General features: G+C 63.4%; 13 protein-coding genes. 8 read left to right on the top strand and 5 right to left on the bottom strand.

The window, feature by feature from the left end; translation table 11 throughout:
• Positions 1-264: 264 nt before the first annotated feature.
• The 7 genes from ACR0R4_RS04415 (at position 265) to ACR0R4_RS04385 (ending at position 8,300) form a co-directional block, all read left to right on the top strand.
• Positions 265-1,242 (top strand): sugar ABC transporter substrate-binding protein, encoded by a 978-nt coding sequence (locus ACR0R4_RS04415; RefSeq protein ID WP_433646144.1) that lies wholly within the window; start codon positions 265-267, stop codon positions 1,240-1,242.
• Positions 1,223-2,743 (top strand): ATP-binding cassette domain-containing protein, encoded by a 1,521-nt coding sequence (locus tag ACR0R4_RS04410; RefSeq protein ID WP_433646143.1) that lies wholly within the window; start codon positions 1,223-1,225, stop codon positions 2,741-2,743. The genes ACR0R4_RS04415 and ACR0R4_RS04410 overlap by 20 nt, the downstream gene beginning before the upstream one ends.
• Positions 2,740-3,825, top strand: coding sequence for an ABC transporter permease (locus ACR0R4_RS04405; RefSeq protein WP_433646142.1), 1,086 nt, complete (start codon positions 2,740-2,742; stop codon positions 3,823-3,825). The genes ACR0R4_RS04410 and ACR0R4_RS04405 overlap by 4 nt, the downstream gene beginning before the upstream one ends.
• Entirely contained in the window at positions 3,818-4,930 is a 1,113-nt protein-coding gene (locus tag ACR0R4_RS04400) for a histone deacetylase-like amidohydrolase (RefSeq protein WP_433646141.1), read from the top strand. The genes ACR0R4_RS04405 and ACR0R4_RS04400 overlap by 8 nt, the downstream gene beginning before the upstream one ends.
• A 9-nt stretch (positions 4,931-4,939) precedes the next feature.
• Positions 4,940-5,746, top strand: coding sequence for an SDR family NAD(P)-dependent oxidoreductase (locus tag ACR0R4_RS04395; RefSeq protein ID WP_433646140.1), 807 nt, complete (start codon positions 4,940-4,942; stop codon positions 5,744-5,746).
• Positions 5,743-6,495: an SDR family oxidoreductase gene (locus ACR0R4_RS04390; RefSeq protein ID WP_433646139.1), complete on the top strand. Its 753-nt coding sequence runs from the start codon at positions 5,743-5,745 to the stop codon at positions 6,493-6,495. Before ACR0R4_RS04395 ends, ACR0R4_RS04390 begins: the two co-directional genes overlap by 4 nt.
• Positions 6,496-6,566: 71 nt before the next feature.
• The gene (locus ACR0R4_RS04385; RefSeq protein ID WP_433646138.1) at positions 6,567-8,300 is read left to right on the top strand and encodes an ABC transporter substrate-binding protein; all 1,734 of its coding nucleotides are present in this window, start codon (positions 6,567-6,569) and stop codon (positions 8,298-8,300) included.
• A 38-nt stretch (positions 8,301-8,338) separates the two neighbouring features.
• Here ACR0R4_RS04385 and ACR0R4_RS04380 read toward each other — a convergent pair whose 3' ends face one another.
• Positions 8,339-9,136: an SDR family NAD(P)-dependent oxidoreductase gene (locus ACR0R4_RS04380; protein WP_433646137.1), complete on the bottom strand. Its 798-nt coding sequence runs from the start codon at positions 9,134-9,136 to the stop codon at positions 8,339-8,341.
• Positions 9,137-9,237: 101 nt separating this feature from the next.
• On the opposite strand from ACR0R4_RS04380, the gene ACR0R4_RS04375 reads away from it, so the two are divergent.
• Positions 9,238-9,642, top strand: coding sequence for an MmcQ/YjbR family DNA-binding protein (locus tag ACR0R4_RS04375; RefSeq protein ID WP_433646136.1), 405 nt, complete (start codon positions 9,238-9,240; stop codon positions 9,640-9,642).
• Between the two features lie 759 nt (positions 9,643-10,401).
• On the opposite strand, the gene ACR0R4_RS04370 is transcribed toward ACR0R4_RS04375, so the two are convergent.
• The 4 genes from ACR0R4_RS04370 to ACR0R4_RS04355 form a co-directional block, all read right to left on the bottom strand.
• The gene (locus ACR0R4_RS04370; protein ID WP_433646135.1) at positions 10,402-11,733 is read right to left on the bottom strand and encodes an MFS transporter; all 1,332 of its coding nucleotides are present in this window, start codon (positions 11,731-11,733) and stop codon (positions 10,402-10,404) included.
• Positions 11,730-12,230, bottom strand: a complete 501-nt coding sequence (locus tag ACR0R4_RS04365; protein ID WP_433646134.1) for a MarR family winged helix-turn-helix transcriptional regulator — start codon at positions 12,228-12,230, stop codon at positions 11,730-11,732. The genes ACR0R4_RS04370 and ACR0R4_RS04365 overlap by 4 nt, the downstream gene beginning before the upstream one ends.
• Positions 12,231-12,351: 121 nt before the next feature.
• Positions 12,352-13,578 (bottom strand): type II toxin-antitoxin system HipA family toxin, encoded by a 1,227-nt coding sequence (locus tag ACR0R4_RS04360; RefSeq protein WP_433646133.1) that lies wholly within the window; start codon positions 13,576-13,578, stop codon positions 12,352-12,354.
• The gene (locus ACR0R4_RS04355; protein ID WP_433646132.1) at positions 13,571-13,810 is read right to left on the bottom strand and encodes a type II toxin-antitoxin system Y4mF family antitoxin; all 240 of its coding nucleotides are present in this window, start codon (positions 13,808-13,810) and stop codon (positions 13,571-13,573) included. Before ACR0R4_RS04355 ends, ACR0R4_RS04360 begins: the two co-directional genes overlap by 8 nt.
• Positions 13,811-13,816: the final 6 nt, after the last annotated feature.

Below are 13,816 nucleotides of genomic sequence, written 5' to 3'. Positions count from 1 at the left end.
GATGACTCCCCAGAGTGTCTCGTGATGGCAGGCGACAACACGCCTGAATGACAGCGGCACGGGTGGCCTGTAGCAATTCTCGGCCGACTGCGTCGCCCGGTTCATGCGTCATTCGACGTAGATTTATGGAGGTGAATGCGGAGGGTCGGAGTGACGCCCGCACACATTGGCCAAGAAATACGTCAATCAGCCGATGAGCTGACCGTCAGGTGGAGCATAGTTTGGCTTCTGATGGTCAATGAAGACGCATTCTCAAGGAGAAACATGATGAAGAAAAAATTTGCGGCACTCGCACTTGCAGGCGCGCTCGGCGTGTCCGCCGCCCTGGCTGGTTGCAGCCCCAGCGCAGAGGGTGGCGATTCGGGCGGTGGTGAAAGCAAGGGAGCGATAGCGATGAGCTTCGCTGGCCTTGACATACAGATCTGGGTAGACATGCTCGGCATGATCGAACCCCAAATTGAAGAAGCGGGCTACGAATTCCTCACGCACGATCCCGCGTGGGACATTCAGACGCAGGTGCAGGATTGGGAATCGTGGATTGTGCGCGGTGATCTGAAGGCACTGATGGGATATCCCGTGCAATCAGATTCCGTCTTCCCAGTGACCGAGCAGGCAAATGCTGCCGGGATCCCGGTGCTCGGGTACGCCACCGAGTGGGAGGGCATTCAGGCCGCTCTGCTCATCGACAACTATCAGGACGGGCTGACGCTCGGCACTGAAGCTGGCGAGTGGATCGTCGAGAACTACGGCGACGAAGAGGTGGGGCTCTTCCTCTACTCGTACTACGAGACCGATCTCGGCCGAGATCGCTCCGAAGGCATCAAGGAAGGCCTGGCTCAGGCCGGCGCGAACGTGAAGATTTCTGAGGCCTCGACCCTGAGCGTTGAAGAGAGCTACGACGCCGCCATCAACCAGCTTTCCGCAGAGCCCGATACCAAACTGTGGCTCTCCGTTGGCTCTGATCAGCTCATCGGCGCCTACCGAGCCCTCGCCGACCGTGGCGTGGCACCCGACGACAGCAGCTACATGTTGGGTGCCCTGGACGCGACCAACGAATCGCTCGACATCATTGTCGAGGAGAACACGATCTGGCGCTTCGGGTACATCCTGCCCGCGGCTGAGCTCGCCGACAACATCGTGAAGCTGCTGCTCGACGCAGCTGATGGTGGCACGCCCGAGAACATCAACATGTCCTCCACCCGTGTGACCGCGGAGAACGCTGATGATTTCCGCGTTGAGTAACCACCGCCTCGCAGAGTCGCAGGCCGCCCAGCTTGAGCTGGTCGGCCTGCGGGTCGATTTCGGGGCCACCCGAGCGCTCGACGATGTGTCGCTCTCCTTCGGGTCGGGTGAAATCGTGGGGTTGCTCGGTCACAATGGTGCCGGCAAATCGACGCTCTTCAACGTCGTCTCGGGGGCGCTCGCGGCCAGCAGTGGCTCCGTCTCAGTCGGCGGCGAATCCGCGCCGGTGAAGCCCTCGCCCAGCCAGATGGCGGAGCTGGGCATCACCGTGATCCACCAGGAACCCGCTCTCGCTCACAACCTGACCGTGGTGGAGAACATCTTTCTCGGGCAAGAGGATCTGGCACCTCGCGGCACGCGTCGCGCGCGGGCCCAGGCCGCGCTCGAGCGCGTCGGCGCGACCCTTGACCTCGACCGCGAGGTCGCTTCGCTGGGACTCGGCGAACGACAGCTCGTGGATCTTGCCCGCGGGCTCGTGCGCGGCGACATGCGCGTGTTGATGCTCGATGAGCCGACCGCGGCACTGGGTCGCGCCGAGACCGACGCGCTGCACGCGCTCATTCGCCAGCTCGCCGCCGACGGGGTCACGGTGATCTACGTCTCACACCGCCTCCCCGACATCCTGGATGTGTGCACCCGGATCGTGATCTTGCGAGCGGGTCGCGTGCAGGCCGACGGCCTCGCGTCAGCGTATGACGGGCGCACCCTGTCGCAGGCGCTGGCCCCCGACGCCGAGTTCGACGATCTCGCACGCCGCCACCTCGCCGAGCAGCCGGAGGCCGTCGCGCTCCACGGGACGTTCGAGGGTATCACCGCGCGTGCAGGTGAAATCGTCGGACTCTTCGGGATGGCTGGCGGTCGTCAGTTCGAGATTCTCGAGTGCATGTTCGGGTTGCAGGGTACCTACGACTTCACTGTGGACGGTGCCCGAGTGCAGAGCACTTCGCCACAGTCGGCAGTGCGCAAGGGTGTGCATCTCGTGCCCGCTGACCGCGAGCGCGACGGGCTGATCAGCGGCAACACGGCGCTCGACACTGTGTTCCTGCCGTGGTATCGCACGATCCCTGGTCGCGGTGCGTGGATCTACTCTGGGACCGGGAAGGAAGCCTACGACCTCGCGCGGTCTGAACTGCAGATACTGGGGCCCGATGGCGCTGCACCGATCGACGAGTTCAGCGGTGGCAACCGCCAGAAGCACCTCATCGCACGCTGGGCCTTCGTTCAGCCGCCGAAACTGCTCCTCCTCGCCCAGCCCACCCAAGGCGTGGACGTCGGGGCTCGCCTTGACATCGTGCGCGCCGTGCGGGCTATTGCCGAGACCGGAACTACTGTGCTCGTTGCCTCCTCCGAATCCGACGAAATCGAGCTGCTCTGCGATCGCGCCTACGTCATCGCAGACACGAATTACTCGCCCGTCGAGCGCAGCGAAGACTTCGGAGCCACCCTCCTCACCACTTTGCTCTCTCTTGCCGAAACCACCGGGAAGGTCCGGAACTCATGAAAACTCGCCGTTTTGACTTCAAAACCGAGCTTGCGAAGAATGGCATCTTTGTCGCTCTCATCGCGCTGATCATCCTCTTCAGTATTGTCAACCCGAGATTCCTCTCGCCGCAGAACGGTCTGAATATTCTGCTGCAGGTGGCGGAGCTGGGGCTCATCGTCATTCCGATGGCGTTCCTCCTCATTACCGGCGTCGTGGATCTGTCGGTTGGTTCGATTGCCTCTGTTGCGGCGGTCACCTCCGGCATCACCATGGTCAACTCCGGTTCCGTCATACTCGGCTTCTTGGCCGGCCTGGCATTCGGCGCTGTGGCAGGGGCGATCAACGGATTCTTGGTGGCCTACCTGCGTCTGAACCCGATTGTGATCACGCTCGGCTTCCTGAGCGTGTGGGGCGGTCTCGCCATGCTCTTCACGAACGGGCGTACGATCACCCGCACCGACCTGCCTGAGGCCTTCCGTTCTATCGGTTCGTTCATGGTCGGCCCGATCCCGCTGCGCCTCCTCATTATTCTGGTCGTCGCGGCAATTGCCTGGTACGTGCTTGCGCGCCATCGCGCTGGCCGCACCGTGTACGCCATCGGTGGCAATGAGCGTGCCGCTCACCTCATGGGTCTTAGCGTCGTCGGAACCCGCTTCGCTCTCTACATCATTTCCGGTGTTTTCGCCGCGCTCGCCGGCATCATGCTCAGTGCCAAGGTGCAGTCGGTGAGCCCCGCAATCGGCCTCGGTATGGAGATGCAGGCGCTGACGGTGGTCCTCCTCGGTGGTGTGGCCTTCGCCGGGGGCTACGGTCGTATGGGAGGGGTGCTCGCGGGTTTGCTGTTCTTCAGCGTCTTGCGCAGCGGTCTCATCTTTCTGCAGGCCTCTGCCTTCCTGCAGACCGTGATTGTCGGTCTGACCCTGGTTATCGCGGTGAGCCTGGACGAGTCGATCCAGCGGATTCTCAAGCGTTCCTGGGCGAAGCGAGGTCGACTCGCTCTGACCGAGCTTGATGCTGGAAAAGACTCCACCACGCAGGCGCTTGCCGTGGCTGACGAATACGCCGCGCAGGCAGAACGGAAGGGTAAGCGAGATGACTAATTCACATACAGGCTGGGTATGGCGCGAGGCCTTTAACTGGCACAACACGGGGAATGGTTCGGGTTTCTTCCCGGCGGGCGGGTTCGTGCAGCCGGGCGAGCCCTTTGATAACCCCGACACGAAGGGGCGTTTCGCCTCGCTGGTCGAGGTCTCCGGATTCGACCAAGAGCTGCACGCGATTCGCGCCCACGAGGCGACCGATGAAGAGATTCTGCGAGCTCACACTCCCGAGTATCTGCAACGAGTGGTGGATCTGAATCCGACCGGTGGCGATGCCGGCGAGTTTGCGGTCTTTGGCCCGCAAGGGCTGCCCATCGCGAGGCTTGCGGCGGGTGCGACGCTCGCCGCCACGCGAGCAGTGCTCACGGGCGAGGTGCGCAATGCGTATGCGCTGGTGCGGCCTGCCGGGCATCACGCCGAGCCCGATCGCGGGCGGGGATTCTGCATCTTCGCAAACACCTCAATCTCGGCACGCATGGCTCAGGCCGAGTTCGGTATCGAACGGGTAGCGATCGTTGACTGGGACGTGCACCACGGCAACGGCACGCAGGCCGTATTCTGGGACGACCCCTCGGTGCTCAACATTTCACTGCATCAGGAGCAGCTTTATCCGGTGGATTCTGGCTTCCGCGAGGAAAACGGTGGCGAGCGTGCGCGCGGAACTTCGATCAACATCCCGCTGCCCGCCGGAACCGGAGATGGGGGATACCTCGACGCGATCCGCCGCGTGGTGCGGCCTGCGCTGGAACGCTTCCGCCCGCAGCTGATCATTGTGGGCAGCGGCATGGACGCTGCGGCGACCGACCCGCTCGGACGCATGGTGGTGACCAGCGAGGGATTCCGGGCGATGACGGCCGAGATGGTTGAGGCTGCCGAAGAGCTGTGCGAGGGTCGCCTGGTCTTCTCGCACGAGGGCGGGTACTCCGCCAGCTATGTGCCGTTTTGTGGCATGGCGGTGCTTGAAGCGCTCAGCGGCAAGTCATCGGGAGTGGACGACCCCAACATGGCGTTCTTGAGCGCGTACCCGCAGCTCGCGTTGCAGCCCTGGCAGCAAGTAGCAGTAGACAGCGCGGCCGAATTGGTTCCGCTCGTCCCCGCGCACTGAGCGTGCACGATGACTCATTCAGAAGCACCCGCGGCGCACCAGCCGCACGAGGCGGCCCCGGTAGCCCTGGTCACCGGGGCCGCGTCTGGCATCGGCTACGCGATTGCCCGCAGCCTGCACAGCGATGGGTTTCTCCTCGGTATCTGTGACCGCAACCCTGAGCTGCTCACCACCTGGCGAGACGAACTCATCGCGGGCACCGCAGTGGTTCGGGTGGGCGATGTTGGCGACGAGCTCTTTCGTACCTCGTTCGTTTCGGAGGTCGCCGAACGATTCGCGGGAATCGATGTGCTCGTCAACAATGCCGCTACCGGGGGCGCCGGAGGGCCGATCGCCCACCTTGCGCTGCAAGATCTGCGTGACACGCTCGAAATCAACGTGGTCGCACTGGTGGGTATGACCCAGCTCGCTCTGCCGCACCTGGCGCGATCGTCGCGGGGGCGCGTCATCAACCTTGCGTCACTGTTCGCGCATGATCCGGCACCCAACGGTGGCGACTATTCGGCGAGCAAGGGAGCGGTGTACAGTCTCACGCGTCTCATGGCGCTCGAGTTCGGCGAGGAGGGGATCACCTGCAACGCCATTGACCCCGGCTACATTCTCACTCCGATGCACGAAGCGGAGGTGGCTGCGCAGGCGGCGGCACGCGGAATCTCCGTCGAGACCCGCTTTGCGCAACTGCGTGCTGAGGTGCCGATGGGTCGGCATGGCACGAGCGATGACGTTGCCCAGGCTGTGTCCTGGCTCGCTTCAGAAGGAGCCTCCTACGTCACCGGTGTGAATCTTGCGGTGAACGGTGGGGTGAGTTTCGCGTGATCACGGACACGCTGGCATCTGCGCCGGGCTTGGTGCTTGCTGGTGCCGCAAGCCCCGCCGCGCAGGCGCTCGTCGAACTCGCTCGCGAACGCGGTTGGAAGATTGCGGTCTTCAGCGATCCGCATGAGAGCTGGGGCACCCTGCCCGACACTCCGACCTATCCCGTGGACCTGTCGGATGCCCAGGCGGTTGAAGAGTGCTTCGCGAGGGTGTCCTCGAACTGGGGGCATCCCGCCTCGGCGCTCGTGTACTTCGCGACATCGGATACGCCCGATGCCCGCGCACGGCTCGCGGTCACTGAGTCAGCCGACGGCTGGGAAGCGACCCAGTCGCATCACCCGCTCTCGGGGTTTCTCTTTGCGCAGTCAGGCGCACGCGAAATGTTGCGACTGCGCGGCGGTCAACAGGTGGAAGATGGTGCCGTCGTGCTCGTGGTCGATGTCGGGGTAGCGCACAGCGCGCCGGGCTTTGGCACTGCATCCATGTCTGCGGCAGTCGGCGGGCTCGCCGGCACCGCACGCCAACTCGCGGTCGAGTGGGGGCCGTTTGGCATTCGGGTCAATACGGTGCACCTCGGCATTACCGAAGGCCTGACCGGCCGTGGCGCAGAACTGCTGCGCCGAGTTCCGCTCGCACGGGTGGCCGATCCACGCGAACTCGCTGAATCTTGTTACTATCTGATGAGTCGCGCATCTTCCTACGTCACCGGCGCTGTCTTGCCCGTTGACGGGGGGTATCACGCCAGTTGATTCAGAGCCTGAATGATCGTTCGCGAGTACACAGTTCGACGTAGCGAGGGTGGGCTTTGGTGTTAGACCAGGTGTTTGAGAGAACCATCTCCGTCGATACGCCCGAACGCGACCTGCCCCGGCAGGTTCCCGCCGAGATTTGGCGCTACGCCCTCGCGTTTCTCCACCTGCGTCGCCCGACACTCCGCTTTGTGTGGAGAGACGACAAGCAGTGGATCGATGTGCAGTTTAGTCGCGAGAACCGCAGCGGGGTGGGCAACCACGGCCACGATCACGTGCGCGTGCTGGTCTCACCGACCGAGATGCCACGCGGCATCACCGTGCGAGAACTCGACGTATTGACGCTGGTGGCACTCGGCCTCACCAACGGCGGCATCGCCGAACGGCTCGGCACCTCAGCACGTACCGTGTCGAGCCAGTTGGAGCGTCTGCTCGAGAAGCTTGGTCAGACATCGCGAGGTGGATTGGCTGCCGTTGCCGTCGATCTCGGGCTGCTGCGCCTCCCGTTTCCCGGAGGCACTCCCGAATCCGGTGGCATCGGTATCGCAGAACTCGAACTGGCTCTGCACGCGCAGTTTGATCCCAGCCTCTCTGTGGCGAGGGGAGGGCTCGCGGCGCGGGTGCCCATTCGCTTGGGAATCATCGAACCCGGGGGCCTCGGCACCGACTCCGCGCAGACGCTCAACGGTGCGTTGCTCGCGATCGACGAGATCAACGCGCAGGGCGGCATCGGGGGGCGGCGCATCGAACCGATCATCGAAACCGTCGAGATTTTTGATTGGGAGAGCGTCGCACGTGGGCTCGACCGGGTCATCGAGGCCGACGTTGACGCGATCATCACGAGTTACGTGAGCGCCGAACATCCACAGTTCCTCGACGTCATCGCCGACTACGGCAAGCCATTCCTGCATACCGCGACATTCGAAGCTGATGTGTTGCGGGCCGAGCTTGAGCCGTGGCGGTACGGCATGGTGTTTCAAACCTGCGCCTCAGAAACCTATTACGGGCCCGGAATGCTCAGGGTGCTCAAACGCCTCGAGGAGGCACGGTTGTGGGCTCCGCGTGAGCGGCGAATCGTGTGCCTGGAAATGGAGTCAGTGAGCATGCATCTGGCGACCCCAGCCTTCCTGGAGCGCGCGAGTGACGCGGGATGGACCGTCGCGGCCACCATCGAAACCCCGGTCGGGAACACCGACTGGTCGGCCACTGTTGCCAACCTCGCCGATTTGCGCCCTGATGTGATCCTGATCGCCAACTATGTTGAGACCGAGTTGGTCTCGTTTCAGCGCGCATTTGCGCACTCGCCCCTGCCCGCGCTGGTCTACAGCATCTACTCACCGTCCATCCCCTCCTACCTGCGGGAGTTGGGAGCGGCAGCAAACGGCGTGATCTGGTCGACCACCACCGGCACGTACGACGACGAATTGGGGCGGCGTTTTCGCCTCCAGTATGCGACGAAATTCGGCGAAGATCCGGGGTGGTCGCAGGCCGGGGCGGTGTACGACCAGGTGCGGATGCTTTCCGCGGCGTGGTCGTCAGTGGATCCGCGCAACGTCGAAGCCGTCGTGCAGTACCTGCGGCGGTGGCCGTACCGGGGCGTCAACGGTGTGTACTACTTCGGCGAGACCGGGCATGCGCCCAGGCTCTACCCCGATACCACCTCCGATGCTGCGCTGAGTCAGGCCCATCTCGTGTACCAGATTCAAGACCAGCAGCATGTGCTGTTGCATCCTGAGCCCTTTGGAAGCCTCCAGAGTTTCGCACTGCCGCCCTGGTTTGATGCGACGACAGAGCGCGCCCGCTGAGGTCGCACGTGCTCCCGCACGCTGCCGCGATCCACTGATTACGAAACGAGAAAACCGCCGTCAACCGGCAGAACGACACCCGTGATGTAGCTCGCCGCCGGGCTACTCAGGAAGAGGCAGGCGGCCGCGACCTCGTTCGCCTCGCCGAGGCGTCGGAGCGGGAGTCGCTGCAGGAGGCCAGCCGTCGCGTCCTCGTGCTGCGTGATCGTAGTCATCGGGGTATTGATGACTCCCGGCGCAACGGCGTTCACTCGGATGCCGCGCGGGCCGAGCTCCGCGGCCAACTGCGTCGTGAGCGAAACCACCGCGCCCTTGCTTGCGGCGTAGGCTGCGCACGGTTCAAAAAAGTCACCCCGGGCGTAGGCGATCGACGTGAGTAACACGAGCGACCCGCTGGTCATGATGCGGCTGGCCTCACGCGCCACGAGGAACGAACTGGTGCTATTGGTGCGCATGCTGTGCTCCCACTCGTCGAGCGACATATCGCCGACCGGGGCCTGCCGGTAAATACCCGCGCTGTGGATCACCGCATCCGGTGGGCCGCCGAGGTCGTCTTCTGCGCGAGCAAACACATGCGCAAGCGCGGTGGCATCGGTCACATCGACAGCTCGAGTGATGAGTCGGCCGGGGCCCGCGCCGCCCTCCGTGGCCGGATCGATTGGTGCGGCAGAATCGATTGGCGCGGCAGAATCGATTGGTGCGGCAGGGGCGTGCAGATCGAAGCCGAGCACGGTACCGCCCGCGTTGCGGACCGCGTGTGAGACCGCACGGCCAATGCCTGACTGCGCGCCGGTGACGATGACGCGTTGAGGGAGGGAGAAAGAGGTGTCTGTCATGATCTATCTAGTCCATCATGTTGTCGTGCCTCCCGCGTCGGGTGAATGACGGAAATAGGTGTGGAAATAGGAAGCGAGACAGGTGTGAGAGAGGAGCGGTAGTGAGTGATCAGACGATCGACGAGGCGTGGCTGACCGAGCTGGTCGCCGCGTGGCCCGGGGCCGAGGCCGCCGAGAAGCCCGAGTGGGAGACATTCGTGCTCACCGTCGCCGGCAAGATCTTCGGCATCTTCGGGGTGGGCAGCGGCGAGCTCCTCCTCACGCTGAAGGGCGATCCGCTCGACAACGAGGCGTTGCGACAAGAGTTTCCCGAGGTCGTGCCCGGCTACCACGTCAACAAGAAGCACTGGATCTCGGTGCGGCTCGCCGATTCGACCCTCTCTCGCGACCACCTGGCCGAACTCATTGAGGAGTCGTACGCGCTAGTGTTTGCCACGCTCACGAAGAAGTTGCAGGCAGAGCTTCGCGAGATCCACAAGATGAATCGCCTCACCCGCGAGGAGTAAGCCGGCGCCTCAGCGGGACTAGGCTCTGCCCCACAAAGAATATGAGCCGTCCCTTCCGAATTGACCGAAATGGTGCCTCCGCATGAGAGCCTTGCCGGATCTATTGTCAACATGAACTTTTGCGAAAACGCCGCGTTGGAGCCCCGACGCAGCGTCATGCTCACGCAGCACTTTCAGAAGTTCTCGCATCGCTTGATCCGCGACATCAGTGCCGTGGAAGTCGTTTGAACGGGCAAGGGCTTTTATGAAATGCGGCGAACCCATATCTGCTCCAGTCGCAGTTTCGTAGATCACCACCACCGCGATTTTCCCTAGTGAGCGACCCACGAGAACGTGATCAGGAATGGGAACCGGGTACTTCAAGTTCCGAATGTAACTCTGAACCTCCACTTGCCACTTGCGTGGGTGGGTGTGAGGTCGTGAGCGAAATCGGCTTACCTTGGATGGATAGGCACAAGCAAACTGCTGAAGCTCCCCACGAGTTTCACGGTCTGCTTCTTGCCATTCAAGCCTCACTCTGCTGTGATCGCCATCGCGAGAACTTCAGACGATCGTCGTCTGTTGGAGTGGTCTTTGCGTCGTAGAGTTTGGCGAGTTTTTCTCGTTCGGCGTCTGTAAGGCCGTCACTGCCGACGGAGGCTCGACTGTCCAGATCCAGCCTACTTGGCCGAACTACCTGATTGAGGATCGAGCCGTTCATGACTCATATACTAATCCCCGTTGCTGCGCGTCGTCGGAGAAAAGAAACTCGTCAGTAGTTCAGCCCTTCTTCTCATCGGGGGAGAGGGAGATCGGGGTTGTCGACGCGATTTCGTCCGAGAATTCCTCGGGGTGCACGACCGTAATCGACTGGGTGCGGTCGAGGGTGAGCCGCCACCTCGATTCACCACGGTGGATCCGCCCCGACGTCACCAACCACACCAGGCCGCCGATGCAGCCAATCAGCGCGGCGATCGCTCCCACGCCGATCGCCCAGCGCGGACCCATCGCGTCGGCCACCCACCCGATGATCGGCGCGCCGATCGGGGTGCCACCCATCAGAATTGCCATGTAGAGAGCCATTACGCGACCGCGCAGCGCAGGATCGGTCGTGGTCTGCACCACCGCGTTCGCCGTGGTGAGCAGCGTGACCACCGCGAACCCGGTCAGCATGAGGCTTGCGGCATACAACCAGTAGCTCGGCATGAACACCGAGATGATGCTCGCGACCGCGAAGAACCCCGACGCGCCAATCACGACGCTGATGCGTGCGCGGTCGCGCCGGGCCGCCAGCAGCGCGCCCGTGAGCGAGCCGATCGCGAGGATCGAGGAAAGCAGGCCGAAGCCGTCGGCATCCTTCCCGAATTCCACCGCCATGGTCGAGGCGATGATCGGGAAGTTCATGCCGAACGCGCCCATCAGAAAGACGATGCCGAACACGACGAGCAGGTCGCGGCGCTTCGAGACGTAGCGAAACCCCTCGAGCAGATTCCGCTTCTGGGTGCTGCGCACGCGGGCGGGAAGCTGATCCACCCGGAGCAGCTTGATCATGACCAGCATGATGACGAACGTGGCCGCGTTGGCGAGAAACACCCAGCCCGAGCCGAACGCCACAATGGTGAAGCCGGCCACCGCCGGGCCGATGAGCCGCGCGGTGTTGAACGCCGCCGAGTTCAGGGCGACCGCGTTTGACGCGTTTTGCAGCGACACGATGTCGGTCACGATGGTCTGCCGCGCCGGAGTGTCGAACGCCATCACCACACCGAACAGAGCCGCCAAGAGATACAGGTGCCACAGCTGCGCCTGGCCGCTGAGCAGCAGCAGTCCGATCAGCACCGCGAGCACCGTGAACGCCAATTGTGTGACGTACAGCACGTGGCGGCGATCGAAGCGGTCGGTCACCCACCCCGTGACCGGCACGAGTAGCAGCGGCGGGGCGAACTGCAGCGCCATGGTGATGCCGACGGCGGTGGCGTCGTAGTCGGTGACCTCGGTGAGCACGACCCAGTTCAGCGCGGTCGCCTGCATCCAAGTGCCCACGTTTGAGACGAGCGCGCCGATGAACCACACGCGGTAGTTGAACGACGCGAAGGAGCGGAACATCGCGGTCATCGGCCGGCCAACTTGTTCAGGGCGGCGGTTGCGTCGGTGAGTAAGCGCTGCTCGTCTGGGTTGAGTTCGTGCATGGCGCTAGCCAGCCAGTTGGTGCGCCGACGTTTAACCTCGGTCACGAGGGTGGATCCCGCCTCGGTGATCTGCACCGACACCTTGCGGCCGTCTGAGGTGTCGGCGACGCGCTGCACGAGGCCCTGCTCTTCAAGGCAGTTCACCGTGCGATTCATGGAGGGGGCCGAGATGCGCTCGCGCGCGGCGAGCTCGCCGAGCGACATGGGGCCTTCGTGCGCGAGCACCGCGATCACGCCGTGCTGGGCGTCGCTCAGCTGGTTCGCGCCGCGCTCGGCGCGCAGGCGGCGGGCCAGGCGAAAGACCGCGAGGCGCAGATCGGCGGCCTCCTGGAAGTGCGGGTCGGCGGGGCCCTCGGCAAGGCCCTCGGCAAGGTTCTCGACGGGGCTCTTTGCGAGGTTCTTGGTGGGTCTGTCTGGCGGCATATTGCTTAGTCTAGCTAATTAGTCTGGCTAAGTAAATTTTGGCAAGTGCAGATGACGAAATTCCGTACCGTGTCTGTACCGTGTCTGTGGTGTGGTGTGGTGCGGTGCGGTTCGGAACTCGTTAGCTATCGAGGAGACGGCGACGGTGGTCGAGCTCGCGCTGCCAGTCGCGCGTTTGGGCTGCGGAATAGGGGAGGCGCAATTCGGTGAGGTCGCGAAGCGTCGGCGCGGTGCGCGCGAGGAGACGATCGAGGCTGCGTTCCGCCGCACGCTGCGGGAGGCCGATCCGCTCGGCGAACAACATCGCCTTGCGGCGCGACAGCCCGCGCTTGGAGCCTGAAATCGACAGAGCAGTTGTTGCGTCGCCGTACACCGCGGTAGACGGAAGGTCGTAGGCGGGGCTGATGCGCCACTCGCTGTCTCTCTGGATCATCGACACGTTCTTGGCGTGCTGATCGCCGTTGCCCGTGATCACCGCGAAAAGCACCTGCTCGAACAGTGTCTTTGCGGCCACCGGTCGCGCCGCGCAGTGTTCGATCAGCGCCAGCGATGTTTCTTCTGCGGTGACGTGATACTTGTCTGCAGGCCAGATGCCGAGCACCTGCGAAGCGTCCTCAACGGCGAACTTCGTGTCGCCCTCGCGGTCAAACCGGGTGACGATCAACAGATCTACCCCCATCGCATCGGTGGCAAGCTGCCACTCGGGAACGCGCACCCCCGACTCCCGTGCCACGCGCAGGAACGCCGCCTCGTTGCGCACGACGTGTGGAAAATCGGGAGGATCGAGCTTCACTATGACACTTGCGCCAGCCTGGGCGCCATGCAGGTTCAGCATGCGTCCCGAGAACTTGTCTTGAACACCTGGGATCGAGACACTGTCGTAGTCTGCATCTCCCAGAAGTTCGAGAATGTTCAACTGAGAGATGTCGGCGGGCAGGTTGAGCATGGGGACTGGCCTGGGCGCGTCCCCTGATTCGGTAATAGTGACATCGCCGATCACATCTCCACCTACAGCGAGGAGCAGCCCGAATTCATCGTCGGCCGAGGTTTTGAGTGCGCGTCTTAGCGCCGAGAGCCTGCGACCCTCGGGGAGGAGCCCCGCAAAGAACGGCGGAACTGCACCAGCTCTCAGGGTGATCGGATCTGATGTGCGGGGGAGCGAGGTAGCAACCGCCGGCCCACCCGATGTCAGGTACTCGGGGAGGTAGCGAAACTCCACTGCCTCTCGTGTCTTGCGGAGGATTGCGGCGGGCACGCCGTGTTTGGTGACGGTCGCGACGGTCGCGTTGGCGTTGGCGTTGGCGGTGTCGGTGGTGGTGTGGGCCAGGGCTTGATTGCGCTCACTCATGAGATCCGGCCTTCAATGCATGCAGGGTCAGGCCGAGCGCACTGAGTGTGGCGACGAGCACGGCGAGGCGGATCGTTGGCTTTCCCCGTTCAAGCTCGTGGATCGAACGCACGGCAACGCCTGCCAGATCAGCAAGGTCTTGCTGCGTAAGTTCAAGCTCGCGGCGTCGAGCGCGAATCGTGGCACCGAGCGAAGCTGCCACGTGTTCCGCTTGGGAGGTGTGCTCGTTCATCTCGCC

The sequence above is a fragment of the Leucobacter fengyongliangi genome, assembly GCF_050971685.1.
Taxonomy (GTDB): Bacteria; Actinomycetota; Actinomycetes; order Actinomycetales; family Microbacteriaceae; genus Leucobacter.
This window is presented reverse-complemented; position numbering and strand designations above follow the sequence as displayed.